At 71.8% G+C, this 18,872-nt stretch carries 22 protein-coding genes; 12 read left to right on the top strand and 10 right to left on the bottom strand.

The annotated features are described in order from the left end of the window. Positions 1-12 precede the first annotated feature (12 nt). Positions 13-768 (bottom strand): ferredoxin reductase, encoded by a 756-nt coding sequence (locus U5C87_RS05905; protein WP_330475692.1) that lies wholly within the window; start codon positions 766-768, stop codon positions 13-15. Further along, positions 738-1,337, bottom strand: a complete 600-nt coding sequence (locus U5C87_RS05900) for a sulfite oxidase-like oxidoreductase (RefSeq protein WP_330475691.1) — start codon at positions 1,335-1,337, stop codon at positions 738-740. The genes U5C87_RS05905 and U5C87_RS05900 overlap by 31 nt, the downstream gene beginning before the upstream one ends. Positions 1,338-1,443: 106 nt before the next feature. Here U5C87_RS05900 and U5C87_RS05895 point away from each other — a divergent pair, with 106 nt between their 5' ends. Together U5C87_RS05895 and U5C87_RS05890 are read left to right on the top strand one after the other, a co-directional pair. After that, the gene (locus U5C87_RS05895) at positions 1,444-2,250 is read left to right on the top strand and encodes an enoyl-CoA hydratase/isomerase family protein (protein ID WP_330475690.1); all 807 of its coding nucleotides are present in this window, start codon (positions 1,444-1,446) and stop codon (positions 2,248-2,250) included. Continuing rightward, on the top strand, positions 2,247-3,785 hold the full coding sequence (locus U5C87_RS05890; protein ID WP_330475689.1) for an acyl-CoA synthetase: 1,539 nt from the start codon (positions 2,247-2,249) through the stop codon (positions 3,783-3,785). The genes U5C87_RS05895 and U5C87_RS05890 overlap by 4 nt, the downstream gene beginning before the upstream one ends. Before the next feature lie 14 nt (positions 3,786-3,799). Here the strand turns inward: U5C87_RS05890 and U5C87_RS05885 are convergent, their stop codons facing one another. Continuing rightward, positions 3,800-4,795, bottom strand: coding sequence for a YdcF family protein (locus tag U5C87_RS05885; protein WP_330475688.1), 996 nt, complete (start codon positions 4,793-4,795; stop codon positions 3,800-3,802). Between the two features lie 78 nt (positions 4,796-4,873). On the opposite strand from U5C87_RS05885, the gene U5C87_RS05880 reads away from it, so the two are divergent. Further along, the gene (locus tag U5C87_RS05880; protein WP_330475687.1) at positions 4,874-6,280 is read left to right on the top strand and encodes an alanine--tRNA ligase-related protein; all 1,407 of its coding nucleotides are present in this window, start codon (positions 4,874-4,876) and stop codon (positions 6,278-6,280) included. A 205-nt stretch (positions 6,281-6,485) separates the two neighbouring features. Here the strand turns inward: U5C87_RS05880 and U5C87_RS05875 are convergent, their stop codons facing one another. Next, positions 6,486-7,313, bottom strand: coding sequence for an HNH endonuclease family protein (locus tag U5C87_RS05875; RefSeq protein ID WP_330475686.1), 828 nt, complete (start codon positions 7,311-7,313; stop codon positions 6,486-6,488). A gap of 146 nt (positions 7,314-7,459) precedes the next feature. Between U5C87_RS05875 and U5C87_RS05870 the strand changes: the two genes are divergently transcribed. Further along, positions 7,460-8,197, top strand: coding sequence for a metal-dependent hydrolase (locus tag U5C87_RS05870; protein WP_330475685.1), 738 nt, complete (start codon positions 7,460-7,462; stop codon positions 8,195-8,197). Positions 8,198-8,210: 13 nt separating this feature from the next. On the opposite strand, the gene U5C87_RS05865 is transcribed toward U5C87_RS05870, so the two are convergent. Further along, entirely contained in the window at positions 8,211-8,480 is a 270-nt protein-coding gene (locus U5C87_RS05865) for a tautomerase family protein (RefSeq protein WP_330475684.1), read from the bottom strand. Between the two features lie 413 nt (positions 8,481-8,893). On the opposite strand from U5C87_RS05865, the gene U5C87_RS05860 reads away from it, so the two are divergent. After that, on the top strand, positions 8,894-9,112 hold the full coding sequence (locus U5C87_RS05860) for a hypothetical protein (protein WP_330475683.1): 219 nt from the start codon (positions 8,894-8,896) through the stop codon (positions 9,110-9,112). Between the two features lie 41 nt (positions 9,113-9,153). Here the strand turns inward: U5C87_RS05860 and U5C87_RS05855 are convergent, their stop codons facing one another. Beyond that, entirely contained in the window at positions 9,154-9,453 is a 300-nt protein-coding gene (locus U5C87_RS05855; protein WP_330475682.1) for a hypothetical protein, read from the bottom strand. Positions 9,454-9,554: 101 nt separating this feature from the next. On the opposite strand from U5C87_RS05855, the gene U5C87_RS05850 reads away from it, so the two are divergent. Beyond that, complete coding sequence (locus tag U5C87_RS05850) at positions 9,555-10,481, top strand: threonine/serine dehydratase (protein WP_330475681.1); 927 nt, start codon at positions 9,555-9,557, stop codon at positions 10,479-10,481. 21 nt (positions 10,482-10,502) lie between these two features. Here the strand turns inward: U5C87_RS05850 and U5C87_RS05845 are convergent, their stop codons facing one another. After that, positions 10,503-11,129, bottom strand: coding sequence for a DUF1062 domain-containing protein (locus U5C87_RS05845; protein ID WP_330475680.1), 627 nt, complete (start codon positions 11,127-11,129; stop codon positions 10,503-10,505). 197 nt (positions 11,130-11,326) lie between these two features. Here U5C87_RS05845 and U5C87_RS05840 point away from each other — a divergent pair, with 197 nt between their 5' ends. Beyond that, entirely contained in the window at positions 11,327-11,899 is a 573-nt protein-coding gene (locus U5C87_RS05840; RefSeq protein WP_330475679.1) for a hypothetical protein, read from the top strand. 756 nt (positions 11,900-12,655) lie between these two features. After that, the gene (locus tag U5C87_RS05835; RefSeq protein ID WP_330475678.1) at positions 12,656-13,159 is read left to right on the top strand and encodes a hypothetical protein; all 504 of its coding nucleotides are present in this window, start codon (positions 12,656-12,658) and stop codon (positions 13,157-13,159) included. A gap of 110 nt (positions 13,160-13,269) precedes the next feature. Here U5C87_RS05835 and U5C87_RS05830 read toward each other — a convergent pair whose 3' ends face one another. Both U5C87_RS05830 and pdxY read right to left on the bottom strand, forming a co-directional pair. Further along, positions 13,270-14,538 (bottom strand): ATP-binding protein, encoded by a 1,269-nt coding sequence (locus U5C87_RS05830; protein ID WP_330475677.1) that lies wholly within the window; start codon positions 14,536-14,538, stop codon positions 13,270-13,272. A gap of 222 nt (positions 14,539-14,760) precedes the next feature. Beyond that, positions 14,761-15,609, bottom strand: coding sequence for a pyridoxal kinase PdxY (pdxY, locus tag U5C87_RS05825; RefSeq protein ID WP_330475676.1), 849 nt, complete (start codon positions 15,607-15,609; stop codon positions 14,761-14,763). Between the two features lie 53 nt (positions 15,610-15,662). On the opposite strand from pdxY, the gene U5C87_RS05820 reads away from it, so the two are divergent. The 4 genes from U5C87_RS05820 (at position 15,663) to U5C87_RS05805 (ending at position 17,980) form a co-directional block, all read left to right on the top strand. Beyond that, positions 15,663-16,019, top strand: coding sequence for a GntR family transcriptional regulator (locus tag U5C87_RS05820; protein ID WP_330475675.1), 357 nt, complete (start codon positions 15,663-15,665; stop codon positions 16,017-16,019). Beyond that, positions 16,016-16,975, top strand: a complete 960-nt coding sequence (locus U5C87_RS05815; protein WP_330475674.1) for a DUF1648 domain-containing protein — start codon at positions 16,016-16,018, stop codon at positions 16,973-16,975. Before U5C87_RS05820 ends, U5C87_RS05815 begins: the two co-directional genes overlap by 4 nt. A gap of 22 nt (positions 16,976-16,997) precedes the next feature. Continuing rightward, complete coding sequence (locus U5C87_RS05810; RefSeq protein WP_043417302.1) at positions 16,998-17,327, top strand: rhodanese-like domain-containing protein; 330 nt, start codon at positions 16,998-17,000, stop codon at positions 17,325-17,327. A 116-nt stretch (positions 17,328-17,443) separates the two neighbouring features. Next, positions 17,444-17,980, top strand: a complete 537-nt coding sequence (locus U5C87_RS05805) for a CD225/dispanin family protein (RefSeq protein WP_330475673.1) — start codon at positions 17,444-17,446, stop codon at positions 17,978-17,980. Between the two features lie 22 nt (positions 17,981-18,002). On the opposite strand, the gene U5C87_RS05800 is transcribed toward U5C87_RS05805, so the two are convergent. After that, entirely contained in the window at positions 18,003-18,740 is a 738-nt protein-coding gene (locus tag U5C87_RS05800; protein ID WP_330475672.1) for a hypothetical protein, read from the bottom strand. Positions 18,741-18,872 lie beyond the last annotated feature (132 nt).

The raw sequence follows: 18,872 nt of genomic DNA, 5'->3' as shown, positions 1-18,872 counted from the left end.
GGTGGAGCCTCCTCACGGGCCGCTGGGCCCGAATCTCTCTGTCCTGACGTGGTCGGCCGCGTGGCCGAGGCCGACGAGCAGGTCTGCCGCGGTCTCGACGAACCCGGTCGTGCCGCAGACGTAGCAGGTGGGCGCGTCGGCGGCGCCCCACCCGGGGGCGACGAGGTCGTCCTCGCGCAGCCGACCGGCCGCGCGCGGGTCGTCGTCGGGCGCCCGACGCGTGTGCACGAGGAGCACCTCAGCCCCTGGCGTCGAGCCGAGCGCCGCGAGCTCGTCGCGGTAGATGACGTCCTCGGGCTCCCGCACCGAGTAGACGAGGCGGAACGGTGGCGAGTCCGGCTCACGGGCCCGGAGCATCGCCATGAGCGGCACGACACCGGACCCACCCGCGACGAGCAGCACCGGACCGGGCTGGACCGTGCGCCAGACGAACCAGCCGCCGACCGGTCCGCGCAGGCGCACCGTGTCGCCGACAGCGAGCCCGTCGGCGAGGAACGTCGACACCTCACCGTCGGGGACCCGCTGCACCGTGAGCTCGACGAGGCTGCCGCGCTCGGGCGCCGAGACGGAGTAGCTCCGGGTCGCGGTGTAGCCGTCGGGCGCCGTCAGCCGGACGTCGACGTGCTGTCCCGGCAGGTGGCCGGGCCACCCGTCGACGTCGAGGACGAGCGTCACCGCGCTGTCGGTCTCGGGACGGCGCTCGACGAGCGTGGCCTCCCGCCACGCGCGCCGGGCGCTCAGTCCCCCTGGTACCGCTGCTCGCGCCATGGGTCGCCGTAGTCGTGGTAGCCGATCGCCTCCCAGAAGCCGGGCGAGTCCTCGACCATGAGCTCGATGCCGCGCACCCACTTGGCCGACTTCCAGAAGTAGAGGTGCGGCACGAGCAGCCTTGCGGGACCGCCGTGCTCGGGCCGGAGGTCGTCGCCGTCGAACTCGAAGGCGACCCACGCCCGCCCGTCGAGGAGGTCCTCGAGCGGCAGGTTCGTCGTGTAGCCGCCGTAGCTGTGCACCATCGCGTAGTCCGCGCCGGTCTCGACGTCGGCGAGGAGCGTGTCGAGCGAGACGCCCCGCCACTCGGTGTCGAGCTTGGACCAGCTCGTGACGCAGTGGATGTCGACGGTCACCGTCTCGGCCGGCAGCGCCATGAGGTCGGTCCACGACCACGTCTGCCGGGTGCCGTCCTCCGTCGCGACCCAGAGCTCCCACTCGTCGTGCTCGATCCCGGGCGTCGGCCCGGCGGACAGCACCGGGAAGTCACCGGTGAGGTACTGCCCCGGGGGCAGCCGGTCGTCGCGGCCGCGCGGTCGGCCCTGGAAGCCTCGCGTGACGAAGTCCATGCCCCCTGACTGTAGGGGCCGGCGCGTCCGGGCGGAACCGTCCACGACGTGAGCGGTCCCGGCACGGTCCTCCCCATCCGCGCACCGGCGGGGCAGGATGAGTCCCGTGACGACGACGCTGCCGCAGCTGTCGCTGTCGGGCGGCGTGGCCACGATCCGGCTCGCGCGTCCCGACGCCGGCAATGCCGTCGACCTGCCGACCGCGCTGGCGTTGCGCGACGTGGTCGCCGAGATCGCGAGCGCCGCCCCGTCCGTGCACGTCGTCGTGCTCCGGGCCGACGGCCGCCTCTTCTGCGCCGGTGGTGACGTGCGCGCCATGGCCGCTGCACCCGACCGGCCCGCCTTCGTCGCCGAGCTCGCGGGCGTGCTCCACGAGACGCTCGAGGCCCTGCGCGCGCTCCCCGTCCCCGTCGTCGCGGTCGTCCAGGGCCCCGCTGCGGGCGCGGGCGTGGGGCTCGTCCTCGCGGCCGACGTGGTGCTGGCCGCCGACCACGTGACGTTCGTGGCCGCGTACCCCTCGGTGGGCCTGTCGCCGGACTGCGGCGTCAGTGCGCTGCTGCCCGGCGTGGTCGGCGCCCGTCGGGCCGCGCTCTTCCTCCTGACGGGCGCGCCCGTCGACGCCGCGACGGCGCTCGACTGGGGGCTCGTCAGCGAGGTCTGCCCGGCCGAGACCCTCGATGCCCGCGCGGGCGAGGTCGTCGCCGCGATCGCCGCCCTCCCGCGCCAGGCCGTGGGCGAGGCGGCCCGGCTGCTGCGCCGCTCCGGCGAGAGGTCGTATGCCGCGTCGCTCGCCGACGAGGCCGCCACCATCGCGCGCCTCTCGTCCACCGACGAGGCGGGCGCCCTGCTCGCCGCCTTCGCGTCCCCCGCCCGCCCGACCCCCGCCCGTCCGACCACCGGAGACCCCACATGAGTGTCACGACCTCGAGCACCGTCGACGACATCGTCCGCCGCAGCGCGACGCGTCACCCCGACCGGGTGGCCCTCGTCTTCGAGGACCGGACGTGGACGTATGCCGCCCTCGACGACGCCGTGTCACGCGCGGCCGCGCACCTGCTGGGACTCGGGCTGGCGGCCGGCGACCGGGTCGCGACGGTCGGGCTCAACTCCGATGCCTACCTGCTTGCCTTCCTCGGCTGCGCCCGCGCGGGGCTCGTGCACGTGCCGATCAACTACGCCCTGACCGGGCCCGAGCTGACCTACCTGCTCCGTGACTCGGGCGCGCGGGTGGCCCTCGTCGACGTGGCGCTGCGCGAGCCCGTCGAGTCGGTCCGCGCGGACACCGACCTCGAGCAGGTGCTGCTGCTCCACGGCGGCGACGACGCGCTGCTGCCGCGGTGGAGCGAGGGCGAGGTGCCCGTGCTCGACGTGGCGACCGGCGACACCGACCTCGTCCAGCTGCTCTACACCTCGGGCACGACGTCCCAGCCCAAGGGCGCGATGATGACGCACCGCGCGCTCGTCCACGAGTACGTCTCGTGCATCGTCGGGCTCGACCTGCGCGAGGACGACGCGCCCCTGCACTCGATGCCGCTCTACCACTCGGCCCAGATGCACGTCTTCCTGCTGCCCTACCTCGCGGTCGGCGCGACGAACCACCTGCTGACCCGGCCCGACGTCGCGACCATCCTCGAGCGCGTGGAGGCGCACGGCATCGGCTCGCTCTTCCTCGCGCCGACCGTCTGGGTGCCGCTGTCGAACCACCCGGCGCTCGACACCGCCGGCCTCGGCTCGCTGCGCAAGGCGTACTACGGCGCGTCGATCATGCCGGTCCCCGTGCGCGACCGGCTGCAGCAGCGGCTGCCCGGGCTCGAGTTCTGGAACTGCTTCGGCCAGTCCGAGATCGGGCCGCTCGCCACGGTCCTGCGGCCCGAGGAGCACGCCGAGCGACCCGAGGCCTGCGGGCGCACGGTGCTCTTCGTCGAGGCGCGGGTCGTCGACCCCGAAGGCAGCGACGTCCCGGCCGGCGAGCCGGGCGAGCTGCTCTACCGCTCGCCCCAGCTGTGCACCGGCTACTGGAACAAGCCCGCCGCGACGAGCGAGGCGTTCCGCGACAGCTGGTTCCACTCCGGCGACCTCGTGACCCGTGACGAGGAGGGCTACCTCACCGTCGTCGACCGCATCAAGGACGTCATCAACACCGGCGGCGTCATGGTCGCCTCGCGCGAGGTCGAGGACGCGCTCTACACGCACCCCGCCGTCGCCGAGGTCGCCGTCATCGCGACGCCGCACGAGCGGTGGGTCGAGGCGGTCACGGCTGTCGTCGTGCTGCGTCCGGGGCAGACCACGACCGAGACCGAGCTCGTCGACCACGCCCGCGCGACGCTCGCGCCGTTCAAGCTGCCCAAGGCGATCCACTTCGTCGACGAGCTGCCCCGCAACCAGAGCGGCAAGCTGCTCAAGCGCGTCCTGCGCGACGACCTCGCGCAGCACCCCGCCACGTCCTGACCGGGCGGGAGCGCTCAGCCGCGCGGGACGGCATACGCGAAGAAGAAGGCGGTGCCGGCGATCCACACGCCGAGGCCGGCGAGGTTGATCCGCGGGTGCAGCGTCAGCGCCGCGAGGTACTCGCGCAGGAACGCGCTCGGCAGGAAATACCACGCCGTCGGCGCGCCCGTGACGTCCGCGTCGAGGTCGAGCCGGCGGGTCAGCAGGGCGGCCCGGCCGACGTGGTAGCTGCTCGTCACGACGCGCAGGTGACCGGTGTCGTCGATCCCCCGCGCGCGCAGGATCTCGCGCGAGAGCAGCAGGTTCTCCTCGGTCGTCGTCGAGCGGTCCTCGATGGCGAGCGCCTCGCGCGGCATGCCGTGGGCGACGAGGTAGGCCGTCATGGCCACTCCCTCGGCCATCGGCTCGTCGTCGCCCTGGCCGCCGCTCGGGACGACGAGCGGGTCGTGGCCGAGGGCGCGCTCGTCACGCCAGGCCTTTCCCGTGGCGTCGAGGCGGTTGGCGAGCAGCGTCGGCACCGTGCCGTTCACGAGCCCCGACCCGAGGGCGATGATCGCCGCCGGCTCCGGCCGCGCGCGCCGCCGCAGGTAGGCGAGGCAGTAGAGGGCGTAGGAGAGCAGCACGAGCCCGGGATAGCCCGGGAGCAGGAGGACGACGAGACCGAGGACGGCGCCTCGGCTCGTGTTCGTGCCTGGGCTCGCTTGGAGGAGGACGACCGCGAGGACGGTCGCGGCGAGCATCGCGAGGCCGAGCACGAGAGCGACCGCGTTGGCCTGGTTGCGGCTCGCCGGGCGCACCATCCGCACGCCGTTGCCGACGAAGAGCAGCCCGAGCACGGTCGCTCCCACCCAGGGCAGCACGAGGGGCGAGGCCCCCGCCGCGGTCGTCGCCGCCCACAGAGCCCCGGCGAGCAGGACACCCGCCAGCCAGCGCCGCGGCTCGACCCGCACGGTCAGCAGGAACAGGACGAGGAACGCCGCCACGAGGACGAGGTCGACGAGCGGGCGCATGCGACGAGCATGCCTTCCCTGACCCCCTGTCACGAAACCGGCTGGTGGGCAGGGCCGTCCGGGGTGTCGAATCAAGGCATGACCGGCATCGACGCGGACGGGATCCGCAGCGCGTTCATCGACCACCTGGCCGGCCGCGGTCACGCGGTCATCCCGCGCGCCTCGCTCGTGCCGGACGACGACCCAACGACGCTCTTCACCGGCAGCGGCATGCAGCCGCTCGTGCCCTACCTGCTCGGGGCGGACCACCCCGCCGGCGCGCGGCTCGTCGACAGCCAGACCTGCCTGCGCGTCCAGGACATCGAGGAGGTCGGCGACAACCGGCACACGACGTTCTTCGAGATGCTCGGAAGCTGGAGCCTCGGTGACTACTTCAAGGACGTCCAGCTCCGGCAGTTCTGGGAGTTCCTCACCGCCACGGTCGGGTTGGACCCCGCCCGGATCCATGTGTCGTGCTTCATCGGGGACGAGCCACACGGCATACCGAAGGACGAGGAGTCGGCCGCGCTGTGGACCGAGCTCTTCACGGCAGCCGGCGTCGACGCGGGACAGGTCGACCTCGACACCGAGGAGCACGCCGCGCAGGTCGGCACCGGCGACGCGCGGATCGTCTTCTACGGCGCGAAGAACTGGTGGTGCCGCGAGGGCGCGGCGGAGCGTATGCCGGTCGGCGAGCCGGGCGGCCCCGACACGGAGGTCTTCTACCTCTTCCCGCATGTCAAGCACGACCCTGCCTACGGGTTGCACTGCCACCCGAACTGCGACTGCGGGCGGTTCATCGAGCTCGGCAACTCGGTGTTCATGGAGTACCGCCGCACCGAGACCGGGTTCGAGCCGCTGCCGCGCCGCAACGTCGACTACGGCGGGGGCCTCGAGCGCATCGCCGCCGCGGCGATCGACAGCCCCGACGTCTTCCGGATCAGCCTGCTGTGGCCGATCGTCGAGCGGCTCGAGGACCTGTCCGGGCGCACCTACGAGGATGAGACGCTCGCGATGCGGGTCATCGCCGACCACCTCCGGGGCGCGACGTTCCTCGCCGTCGACGGCGTGCGACCGAGCAACAAGGCGCAGGGCTACGTCCTGCGACGGCTCGTGCGCCGCGCCGTCCGTTTCGCCGTCGACCTCGGGATCGAGGACAACTTCTTCCCCCACGTCGTACCGACCGTCGCCGCGACCTATGCCTCCGCCTACCCCGAGGTGGCGGCGGCTGCGGACGACGTCGTCGACGTGCTCGCGCGCGAGGAGCAGGTCTTCCGCCGCACCCTGCGGCGCGGCCTCGAGCGGCTCGAGAGCCACCGCGGCTCGGTGGTGACCGGCGCCGACCTCTTCGTGCTCCACGACACCTACGGCTTCCCCGTCGAGCTGTCGACCGAGGTGGCCGGCGCCGAGGGCATCGCCGTCAGCGACACCTGGCGCGCCGAGTTCGACGACCACATGGCCGCGCAACGGGCGCGCTCGCGTGCTGCCACGCGGGAATCCGGCTGACCGAGCTGACGTGGGGGGGAAGCTCGGTCACTTCGCCCCAACTTCGGCGTTCGTTCCCGTAGCGTGTCCTACTGGAAGGGCCGGGATTGACTGCCACTCCACCCCTCCCTCACGGCTTGGCAGTCAGGTGGGGTCCGGCCCTTCCGCCATCCCCGGCACGCACACGAGGTCGTATGCGGCTCAGCGCGGATCAGTGCGTCACGGCTCAGCGTGTCACGGCGCAGCCGGCGAGGATGCGGGCGATCTGCGCGCCCTCTGCTGGAGTGACCCACAGGTGGTAGCGCTGCTTGACGCCGACCTGGCGGGCGACGTAGGCGCAGCGGTACGCCTTGTTGGGCGGCAGCCAGGACGCGGCGTCGGAGTCGCGCTTGGCGCTGTTGGTCGGTCCGTCCACGGCGAGCAGGTTGAGCGGGTCGTTGGCGAGCGTCGTGCGCTGCTTGGCGGTCAGCTGCTGGGCGCCGGTGACCCAGGCGTCGCCGAGCGCCACGACGTGGTCGATCTGCACCCGTGACGACGTGGACCGGCCGCGGGTGAAGGTGATGGTCCGCGCCGTGTAGGGGTCGGCCAGCACGCCCGAGAGCACGACGCAGCCACGGGTGCCGGGCTTGAGGCGCTCCCCCGTGAGGTCCCGGCGGAGGATGTCGTTGCGGGTGTCGCAGCCGTTGTGCCCGAGGCTGACGTCGACGTCGTCGGTCCAGGCCTGCCCGAAGGCCGCCCGGTCGTAGCCGGTCTTGGGTGCGCGGCCCTTGACCGGGAGGTGGGCGAGCGCCGCGATCGCGTCCGACACCTGCTCACGGGTCAGGGGCGGGACGGCCGTGGCGCTCGTCGTGGCCGTCGTGGTCTTGGTGCCCGACGGGCTGGCGCCACCCTCGACGCGCGTCGAGGCGTGGGGGCCGCCGGCGTCGTGCCCGGCTCCCGGGGACGCGAGCGGCAGCCCGCAGCCCGCGAGCAGTCCGGCCGCGGCGAGCGCGGTGAGGTACCGAGCCAGCTGCGTCCGCACCGGCCGGGATGACGTCTGGGTGGTTCGAGGCACGACGGGAGAGACTGCCACACAATGGAATTGAGGGGACGCGGCGCGCCGGTGGGGTGCGTGAGGGAGCACAAGGCATACGACTCCCCGGCGTCGGTGGCACGAACCGCGCGGACTAGAGTCTCCCGTCGTGAGAGGGGTGGTCGGCGGTGCTCGGTAGGACGCATGCCCTGTCGGGGGCGGTCGCCGTGCTGGCGCTGACGCCGGTGCTCAGATCCCACGGCGTGACGGTCGATGCGTGGGCCGTCCCGGTCGCCGCCGTCACGGCTGCAGGCGCCGCGATCCTGCCCGACGTCGACCACGCGCACGCCACACCGGCGCGCTCCCTCGGACCCATCTCGGCCGGACTCGCTTGGTGCGTGGGCCTGCTCAGCGGTGGCCACCGCAACGGCACGCACTCGTTCGTCGGGCTCGCGGCCTTCACCGGGCTGGCCGCCTGGCTGACCCACCTCGGCGGCCTGCCGCTCGGGCTGTTCCTCTCGTTCCTCTTCGCGATCGCCGCGGCGGCACTGCGCGTCAACATGGTCCGCGCGACCGTCGGTCACACGCTCCTGTGCCTGCTCATGGGGGCGATGCTGACGCGTGGGGCGGTGCTCGACTCGTTCCCCGTCGAGGTCGTGCCGTGGGCGGTGGCCACGGGAGTGACGGTGCACCTGCTCGGCGACATGGCCACGGTGCAGGGGTGCCCGCTGTTCTGGCCGGTGCACCGGCACCGCTACAACTACCTGGCGCTCAGCACCGACCACGCCGTCGAGCGCTACGTCGTCGGGCCGGCCCTCATGCTGGCGGCTGCGTGGCTCGTGGTGACGGTGGCCGGTGGTGTCGATGTCATCGGCCCGGCGCTGCGCACGTCGTGGTGGACCGTGCGGTCACTCGTCCCGGGCTGAGCTCGCCTCCGGGTCAGACGTTGACGTCGAAACCGAGGTCGTAGCGCTTGGCCTCGAGGCTGCGTCCCGTGAAGCAGTCGATGGTGACGCGCGTGTAGGCGTCGGCCTGTCCCGCCGCGAGTCCGTTGACCATGCGGCGCGGCTCGAAGACGGCGAGCCTGATGTAGCGGTCCTGCTGCGGGATCTTGAAGGCGGCCACGAGGGCGTCGTGCACCGCGTCGATGATGGCGACCTCCTGCTCGGGCGAGTAGGACCTGCGGACCTCGATCAGGGTGCTCGGCATGTGCCATGGATATCAGTTGCCCCGCTCCGGTGGGGTTGCGAGCACTTCCGCCGACGATGGTGGTCACCGAGGGGTGGGCCCCGAACGCCGAGCGTGCGCGCCGGCTGCTGGGCCCGCGCGGGGTGCAGGTCGTCGACACCGACGGGCGGTCCGCTCCCGTTCGCCGACGGCACGTTCGAGCTCGTCACGGCGCGTCATCCCGTGCGGCTCGACTGGGCCGAGATCCGCAGGGTCCTGCAGCCGGGCGGACGCTACGTGGCGCAGCACGTCGGGCCGGCCTCGGCCTTCGAGCTGATCGAGCACTTCCTGGGACCCCTCATCGAGGAGCGCAGGGGCCACGACCCCGAGCGGGAGGTCGCCGCGGCCGAGCAGCACGGGCTGGCGGTCGAGAGACTGGAACGGGCCCGGGCCGGATGGAGTTCCACGACATCGGAGCCGTCGTGTGGATCCTGCGCAAGTGCGTGTGGTGGGTTCCCGACTTCTCCGTCGCGAGGTTCGAGGACCGGCTGCGCGAGCTCGACGCCCACCTGCGCGGCGGACACCCGTTCGTCGCGCATTCGACCCGGCACCTCATCGAGGCCAGAGTCCGCCTTGATGCGGGGGCATCCCGTCGCCGCGGTCTGGCAGCATGACGCGATGCTCCACCACCGCCTGTCGCGGTGGGGTCACCGCGCTACTTGTAGGTGAACGTGTACGAGTTGGCGACGGCATCGACCGCGGCCTCGTCGAGCTCCGGATGGTTCTCGGTCAGCCATCGTTCGACGTTGCGCCCCATCTCCTGCAGGCTGGCCGTGTTCCACAGGGGAGGGCTCACCGCGTCGAGGTCGGCCAGCATCGCCCGGATGCGGGGCACGACGTCGTAGGCGCGATCACCCAGCAGGTCCACGACCCGGAGCTCGGGATCCCGCGCGTTCAGCACTCCGGGAGAGCCCAGGTACGTCACCAGGGCCCGGCTCAGCTCGACGTCGACCACCTGCCCAGTCTGCCCGTCCTGTTTCCTCAGCGTGCCGAAACCCGGACGCGTGGCGAGCAGCGCCGGGTCGACTCGGCTGACGCGACGGCATACTGACGTGCGTGAAGGTCACCCGACAGGACGTGCATGCCGCGGCGAACCGCATCGCCGGTCGGGTCAGGCGCACGCCACTGTTGCCACCGTCCGACGCCGATGCCGTGTGGATCAAGTGCGAGTTCCTGCAGCACTGCGGCGTGTTCAAGACGCGCGGGGCCTTCAACCGCCAGCTCGCGGCGCTCGAGGCCGGTGAGGTGGGCAGGTCGGGCATCGTCGTGGCCTCGGGAGGCAACGCCGGCCTGGCTCAGGCCTACGTGGCACGCGAGCTCGGCATCACGGCCACCGTCTTCGTGCCTGAGGGCGCACCGGAGGTGAAGGTGAGTCGCATCCGCGGCTACGGCGCTGACGTACGTCACGTTGGACTCGAGTACGCCGACGCCTACCGCGCGGCAACGGAGTTCGCCGACCAGAGCGGCGCGGTCTTCGCCCACGCGTACGACCAGCTGGAGGTGGCCGCGGGGGCGGGAACCATCGGCGAGGAGATCCTCGAGGACGAGCCCTCGATCGACACGATCGTCCTGGCCGTCGGTGGGGGCGGTCTGTACGCCGGGGTGGCCGCTGCCGCGTTCGGCCGGGCTCGCGTCGTGGCGGTGGAGCCCGAGCGCTGCGCCACGCTGCACCAGGCCATGGCCGCCGGTAGACCCGTGAACGTCGAGGTCTCAGGCGTCGCAGCAGACTCGCTCGGGGCGCGACGCGTGGGCGAGGCGGCGTTCGCAGCGCAGGCTGCAGAGCCACCCGTGTCGGTCCTCGTCACGGACGACGACATCATCAGCGCCCGCAGCGCCCTGTGGAACGACTACCGCATCGCCGCTGAGTACGGGGCTGCGGCCGCATACGCGGCGTTGCTGTCGGGGCACTACGTCCCGGAGGACGGGGAGCGGGTGGCCGTGGTGATCTGCGGCGCGAACACCGACCCGGCCACCCTCCCCTAGGCCTCAGCGCCGGGACAGCGACTACGGTCCCTCCGGATCGAACACGGTCTGCGAGTGGCCAATCTTCCTGAGCGTGAACGAGAAGTCGTCGGAGCGCCTCCCTCCGAGACTCACCGCGGACACAAGTCGCCCCTCGGCGACCAGCCTCTCGACCTCGGCCCGTGAGAGCCGGAGACCTTCAACGATGAGGCGCACCGGCCGGGCGGGGATCCGCGGGGCAAAGCGGACCACGACGTCGATCGGCAGGATCTCCGAGTCCCCGCCGACGTCCACGCCGTCACGATCGCGGCGCGGCGAGCCGGTGTCGAGACGCCAGGCATTCGCCCAGTTGAGCCGGATGTGGTTGCGCCGGCGCACGCCCGGATCCTGCAGCAGTTCGGCCACCAGTCCGATGTCGTTGTGGTGCAAGCGATCCAGCAGCTCGGGCTGGACGGCGCGGACTTTCGTCCGCTCGAACAGGGTGAGCTTGGTGGTGTCTCCGCAGACGGCGCAGAGAGCGAGGAGCCAGGCGTCGAGGAGCTTGTGATTGGCGTTGACGCGGAACTTGCCGTTCGCGTGGAAGCGGTCGGAGGCGCACGCGTGACAGCGCCGGACGATGGTGGGCAGGCAGATGGCACGACGGCCCAGTTCGTGGGCACAGAGAAGCACCGGTTTCCCGTGAGAAGTTCGACAGCGAAAGGTGCGCGGCGCGCGGGGCGCGACGCGTGACGAATCAGCGCTCGAGAGGTCTCACAGGATGTGCATCGGCAGGTCCTCGGCTACGGCGACAAGGTGCGACGGCACCGTAGCAACGCGCACGAGCGCGCTTCCATGAGTTTTCGTGTGCCGTGAAGACCCGAAAGACCTTGCTGCGCATCGGCACACGTGGCCGGCCGATGGTCGACAATCCAGCCATGAGACGCGTCCTTCTGGACCAGGTCATCTCGACCGACTTCGGTCAGCTCGACCTGGGTTGGGCCGACAGCTTCGGCTTCGACGGCCACTTCGACCGCTTCTACGGCGGCCAGGTCAACGGTCTCGTCGGGGCTTCCGACCCGCGAGGGGTGCACGTCAATCTCGCTCGCCGCTCAGGAGGCTCGAAGGTGCGGATCGAGCTGTGCGATCACGTGCCCGATCTCCCCGAGCCCGCATGGGAGGACGTCGTGGAGGTGTCGGTGGCGATCCCGGCCGGCGCGCAACCGCGATGGGCGACGTGGGCCGGGGAGCACGGCGGACCTCTGCCTGTCCCCACCGGCTCGTACCGCCTGAGGGTGTGCGCGAACGGCCGGGATGCTGGTCGCGACTCTGAGTTCGCAGAGAGGGTCGTGGACTTCTACCTGCTCCAGCTCTGGCCCGGTCTCTTCGAGCAGGACGCCGTGATCCGGGTGGGCAGTCAGGACGCGGCCTATTGGCACCGTGAGGTCGGCAGCCGACGCTGAACCGCTCTGCGTGCGAGCCGGAGCGTCGGCAGGTCCGAGTCGGGGACGGACCCGTGCGCCGCCGAGGACGTGGTACGGATTCCAGCGACGGATGCTGAGACCTTACGTGGCCGAGCCGGGCCGCCGCGGCAACGGTAGATGCTTCACTCTCGTGCGATGAGCGCGCATGGGCGTCGAGGCCGACACCGGAGCACTGGACGGGCAGTTGGGTTGCGCCTCCGCGGCCGGCTGCGCCGGCCGGTGGTGCCGGAGGCCACGGCCGGCATCCCGCTGGTCGGTCACGTCAATGAGCGCCACGAAGGCCACGCTCTGTCACCACCAGTAGGGCTTTGGACCCTGCCTCCCGTGGAGGTTGTCCTTCTACTGGTTCAACGTGTTCACGGACTACATCCCCAACAGGATCATACGGACAGGTCCTCCAGCGGACTGGAAGGGACTTGGAGCTACGCTTTCGAGCCGGACGGTACTGGCACGAGGGTCACCGTGAAAAACGAGATGTCGCGTTTGTGGCGGCTGCCTATCTTGGAGCACCTGCTCGACCGCGTCACGGCCAGGACTCACGGGCCTCGGTTCGCCAGGGCGAAGGCGATGCTCGAGTCCGAGGACGACCCCATCCGTGCGCCTCGCAGCCCGTGACGGCGAGGGACGCGAGGCGCCGCCCCGACTCCCACTCATGAGACATCGGCCGTGTTCCGCACCTACCGGCGCGGCCTGATCTTCACGCGTCCTGGCGCCCGATCTGTCACGCTCTGAACCATGGTCCAGTCCGGTAGCTCAGCCGAGTACCTCCAGCCCCCAGGGTGGCGGCGGCGCGGCGGTCGCCGCTCATGGCTCAGGACTGCGAGGCTGAACGTCGTCGGATGGTCGGCGCTGCTGGGCGCGTGCCTCGTTGTCGCCGCACTGGGAATCGCGACGACGACCGCTCTTGGCTGGCCCCGCGCACTTGGCGCAGCCGGCGCAGTCATCCCCGTGGTGGCGGTCGTCTTCGCCGATCGAAGACGCTGGGCTCGGATGGAGACGAGCGTCGACTGGGGCGGCTCAGTGGAGGAGGTTGCTCGAATCGCGGACGAGCTTGCGGCAGAGGAGGTACACGCACGTGTCCGTCCGGACGTCCCCGGGCCGCCATGGCGAGTCAGAGCGGATCCTTTTCACGACAAGGCGGAAGCCAGAACCGCAGCCCTCGAGTACCGCAACGGGGACGTCGATGTGGTGAGGAAGAAGCTACGCGAGCACAACGTCCGTCCACCGGCTCTTCCGTGAACCCACCCTGGCCAGACCGCATCGCATCGTGCTGTCGTGCTGCGTTGCGCGAAGGCACTCCTTGGGTCGATCACCCTTGACGCACTGGAGCGCCCCCGACAGTGGGGCCGTCAGGACTGGGTGCGGAGGTAGCGCCCGAAGTGCGGCACCGTGAAGGCGATGAGGCCGCGCTCGCCGGAGTAGATGAGCCCCTTCTTGATGAGGGCGTCGCGGGCGGGCGACAGCGACTGCGGCTTGCGCCCGAGCACGTCCGCCACGGCCGAGGTCGGGACAGCTTCGCGCTCGGTCACGCCGTCGCGAACGTATGCCGCGACGTCACCTTCCGCTGCACCCTCACCTTCCGAGTCCCCCTCCTGCACAGGCGAGTTCACGAGGGCGGCGTCGGCCATCGCCCGGAGGTACTCGCGCTCCGCCGGCGTCGCGCGCTCGAAGCGCGAGCCGAAGAAGCCGACGGCCAGCTCGGACTCGGCCTCGGGCACGGCGACGCGGATGTCCTGCGCCGTGACGGGCGAGCTGGGCGCGACGTCCCAGACGACCTTGCCGTAGGCCTGGATGAAGTAGGGGTAGCCGGCGGTGACGGCATACATCTCGTCGAGGGCCTCGGGGGTGAACTCGCACCCCTCCTCGGAAGCCGGCCCCACGAGGGCACGGTCGGCCGAGTCACGGGGCAGCCGATCGATGCGCGAGTAGCGAAACAGCCTCTCGGAGTATGACTTCGACGCGGACAGCACGGCCGGCAGGTGCGGCAGTCCGGCACCGACGACGATGACGGGCAGCCCCGACTGCGAGATCTCGTGGCAGGCCGCACAGAGGGCCGACACGTCCTCGGGGTCGAGGTCCTGCATCTCGTCGATGAAGAAGGCGACGCCCTTGCCGACGTCGGCCGCGAGACCGCCGATGTCAGTGAGCAGCTCGACGAGGTCGATCTCGATGTCGCCGGAGTCGGCGCGGCCGGTGACGGCCGGCACGTCGATCCCGGGCTGCCACCGGTCGCGCAGCCTGGCGCCGGTCGGGGCGTCACGCAGGGCGAAGGCCTTGATGATGCCGAGCACCTGGTCGATGTCCTCGCCGCGCGGGTGGCCGAGCTCGCGCACGGCCTGGTGGGCCGCAGCAGCGAGCGGCCGGCGCAGCCGCTGGTCGGGGCGCGCCTCGAACTTGCCTGTGCCCCAGTCGGCCCGGACGGCGGACGAGCGAAGCGCGTTGAGCAGCACGGTCTTTCCGACTCCGCGCAGCCCGGTCAGCACGATCGAGCGCTCGGCGCGCCCGCGAGCGATCCGCTCGAGCACGACGTCGAAGGTGCGCAGCTGCTCGTCGCGGCCGGCGAGCTCGGGCGGGCGCTGGCCCGCGCCCGGAGCGTACGGGTTCGTGATCGGGTCCACGCTCGGAGGGTATATGCGTCTCTACGACAAACCTGAGACATCCGCAGAGAGCGGCATCGGCGCGTCGCGCCATCCCTGTCCTACACACCATCTGCATGGAATCCGAAGCCCCTTGATTCGGATTCCACCGAATCAGGGCATGAAAAAGCGCCGTTCCGCACGGTCAGGGGTGGTCATGCGGAACGGCGCGTTGCGACTATAACGCGCTTCTGGGCGAAACGGTCAAGTGATCGGAGAGATTTCAAAAACTTCGTCAGGAGAGGCGATCGCGTCCTGCTCCTGGACGAGCAGCATCTCGTCCGAGCCACTGGCGTGGGTGCGCTCCAGCACGGCATACATCGTCGCCGCGGTGCGGCTGAGGCCGACCTGCGGACCGTCGGTCAGGTAGTGGGCGAGGAAGATCGCGGCCGTCACGTCGCCACCCCCGCGCACCGTCATCGGCAGCAGCGGCGTCGTCACGACCCACGCGTCGTCGGCGGTGACGCAGGCCATCTGGATCGTGCCCTCGGGGGTGTCCGACGTCAGCGCGCTCGTGACGAGCACGACCGACGGACCCTGCGCGACGAGCTCGCGCGCGGCGGCGACGAGGTCGGCCTGCGTCCCGACCTCACGGCCGACGAGGAACTCGAGCTCGAACTGGTTGGGCGTCACGATGTCGGCCCGGGGCACGACGTGGTCGCGCATGTACTCGGGGATGCCCTCGCGCACGAAGAAGCCGCGGCCGACGTCGCCCATGACCGGGTCGCAGCAGTAGATCGCGGCGGGGTTGGCGGCCTTGACGCGCGCGACGGCGTCGAGCACGACCTCGCCGACCGCCTCGGCGCCCTGGTAGCCCGAGAGCACGGCATCGATCGACGGGAAGGCCCCGCGCTCCTCGACGCCGTCGATGACGGCGCGGACGTCGGTCGGTGCGATGAGCGGGCCGCGCGTCGAGCCGTAGCCGGTGTGGTTGCTGAAGGTCACCGTGAGCACGGGATAGACCTCGTGCCCGAGCCGCTGGAGCGGGAAGACCGCGGCCGAGTTGCCGGCGTGGCCGTAGGCGACGTGGGACTGGATCGACAGGATCTTCACGCGCCCACCATAGTCGTTTGCAAATACTGACTAGTTCTAGTCATACTAGAACTATGTTGTGGCAGGTCGACCCCACCTCGAACACTCCCCTGCACGTCCAGGTCGCGGCCTGCGTGCGACGGGAGATGGCCTCCGGGCGCCTGTCGCGCGGCGACCGACTCCCCGCCGCCAAGGAGGTCGCCGCCGTCCTCGACGTCAATCTCCACACGGTGCTGCGGGCCTACCAGTCCCTGCGCGACGAGGGCCTCATCGACCTCCGCCGCGGACGCGGCGCGGTCGTCAGCGCGACCGACCCCGGCGGGGACGCCCGACTGCGCACCCTCGTCACCGAGCTCGTCGCCGAGGCCCGTCTCCTCGGCGCCACCCCGACCGACCTGACCCGACTCATCGAGAGCGAGTTCCAGCGATGACCACCGACCGCCGCCCCACCCAAGCCCTCGTCGCGAGCGCCGTCCTCGCTCCCGTCGTGGCCGCCTCCGGCACGGCGATGGCGTATGCCGTCCGCGACCGTCTGCCCGACGAGCTGGCCGTGCACTGGGGCATCGACGGCGCGCCCGACCGCTTCACCTCCTTCGCCGGCGCGGTGACGACCGCGGCGGTGATCACGACGGTGGTCCCGCTCGCGCTCGTCGGTCTCGGCACCCTGATGCACCGGTCGGCCCGCGGCCCCGTGGCCGCCATCGTCGGTGCTCTCGCCGTCTTCCTCGGCGGCCTGCTCTTCGGCGGACTCGTCGCGCAGCGACCGGGTCAGGCCGCCCAGGCCTTCCCGCCCCAGTGGGTGGTGCCCACCCTCGTGCTCACCGCGCTCGTCGCCCTCGGCCTGTGGCGCTGGGGACGCACGACGCCTCCCGAGACCACCGGCCACGGCGAGCCGCTGCCGGTCGACGCCGCCCGTCTCGACGTGCCCGCCTCGACCCGGCTCGGATGGACCGGTCGGGCGAGCCTGCCGGTGCGTCCGACGATGGTCCTCGCCGTCGTCGTCGCCCTGCCGCTCGTCTGGGTCGCGCTGGCCGGGCACCCGTGGGTGTGGGTCCTCGCGATCGGCCTCGGCGCCCTGCTCGCCGTGACCCTGTCGGCGCGCGTCACCGTTGACGCCGCGGGCCTGCGCGTCTCGAGCGCCGGCTTCACGTGGTCGAAGGTGCCGCTCGAGCGGGTCGCCTCCGCCGACACCACCACCGTCCGACCGATGCGCGACTTCGGCGGCTGGGGCTGGCGCATCGGGATGGACGGCCGGCGCGGCTACGTGACCCGCGGCGGCGAGGCCCTCGTCGTCCGCCGGCTCGGCGAGGCCGACGTCCTCGTGACCGTCGACGACGCCGACGAGGCGGCCGCCGTGCTCAACACGCTCGTCGCCCGCGCGTCCTGACCGACCCGGCCACCGTGTCACGATGGAGCACATGAGCATCCCCACGACCACCGTGTCCGAGCTGCCCGACGACGCCGTCCTCGTCGACGTCCGCGAGGCCGACGAGTGGGCCGCCGGGCACGCCCCGAACGCCATCCACATCCCGCTCGGCGAGCTGCCGTCCCGCATCGACGAGCTGCCGGACACCGACGACACCGTCGCCATCGTGTGCCGCATGGGCGGCCGGTCCGCGCGCGCCGTGCAGTGGCTCGTGCAGCAGGGCTACGACGTCGCCAACGTCGAGGGCGGCATGGTCGAGTGGCAGCGGGCCGGCAAGCAGCTCGCGGCGGACGGCGACCCCAGCATCATCTGACGGGTCGATTCGTCCGGTTAGCGGACGGGCCGCCCCTGCGCATGGAACGCTGTCGCTCCTGACGGGTCTCACCAGTGACCCACCCATGGCACGTTCGAGCCAGGAGCACCCGGAGCATGGACGACCGACGACCCGACCCCACGCAGGACACCTGGTCCCAGTGGCTGCCCGACCTCGAGTCGCCGCAGTCCACAGCGGCCACTCCCGCTGGGGCGCCCGCGGCGCCCGCGGCGCCCGGGTCCAAGACGCCGGTCGGGCCGGACGCTCCGCCGACGTCACCGCCCACGCCGCCGCCCGCTGCGTCGGTCCCGCTGCCGCCGCCCGCCAACCGGGTCGACCCGCTGCCGTATGCCGCCACCCCCATCGCCGAGTGGGTGGGCCCCCGCCCGGGCCAGGCACCACCGCCGTCGACCCGCCTCGGCTGGGCGATCCTCTGCACGATCTTCTGCTTCACGCCGTTCGGGATCGTCGCCATCGTCAAGTCGACGCAGGTCAGCCCGAAGTGGGCGCTGGGCGACTGGGACGGCGCCCGCGCCGCGTCGCAGTCGGTCAAGACGTGGTGCCTGCTGGCTGCCGCGACGTGGCCCGGGTCCTTCATGCTCTTCAGCTGCATGGGCATGGTGGGCGGCGGCCACGTCTCGATCCGCCTCTGACACCTCTGACGCCTCTGGGCCCTCAGGACACGGGGATCGGCGCCGGCGGCGTGCACACGAGCTCGTCCCCCTGCGGCGCCATCGAGGCGGCCTCGACGACCCCGCCACCCACCGCCGACGGACGGGACTGCGCCGCACGGTCGGCGACCTGGACGCAGAACTGCCACTGCTTCACGCCCGGGTCGACGGCGGCACGGCGGGCCACGAAGGACTCACCGGGCACGTCGAGCTTCAGGGGCGACGCGGCATACGCCTTCCCGCTGACCGAGGCGCCCGCGGGGACGACGTGGCCACCCATGACGGGGGCGGCGGCGAAACGCACGTTCGGGCTCGTCGCGAACCCCTGCTTGCTGATGCGCAGCACGCCGGACTGCTCGTAGACCCAGGCGTGCTTGGCGTCGACGTCGGCTGCCAGCGTGGCGCTGCCGAGGTCCGCGGGCACGACGTCGTAGGCGAGGAGCGGCTTCGAGCCGGTGTTGGTCACGGTGTAGTCGACGACGAGGCCCGGCATGGCGGCGATCCCCGCCCCCGTCGTGCCGGCCGGCTTCGGACCACCCGGCGCCATCGTCGCCTCGAGTCGCACGTCGCCGACCGTCACGGTCTGGGTCGACGTGGCCTGGGCTGACGTCGAGGACGACGTGCCACCACTCCCCCCGCCGGCGGGCGTGGCCACCCCCGGCGACGGCGTCGCCTGACCGCAGGCACTCGTCACGAGCACCGCTGCGAGGGTGGCGAGCACGGCCGGGGTCCTGGGCGTCATCGGCTTCATGATGGGGAAGACAACCACGGACCGGGAATCGTTGCAGCCCGAGCCGATCTCGCCCGGCCGATGGCTCGAGATGGGTTTGCCGACGTCCAACCTGTGCTTTTGCTGGGAGTTCGCTGACAGGAT

It is taken from the genome of Terrabacter sp. C0L_2 (assembly GCF_036352015.1).
Classification (GTDB): Bacteria; Actinomycetota; Actinomycetes; order Actinomycetales; family Dermatophilaceae; genus Terrabacter; species Terrabacter tumescens.
The sequence above is the reverse complement of the archived record's forward strand: the minus strand, read 5'-3'. Positions and strand labels throughout refer to the sequence as shown.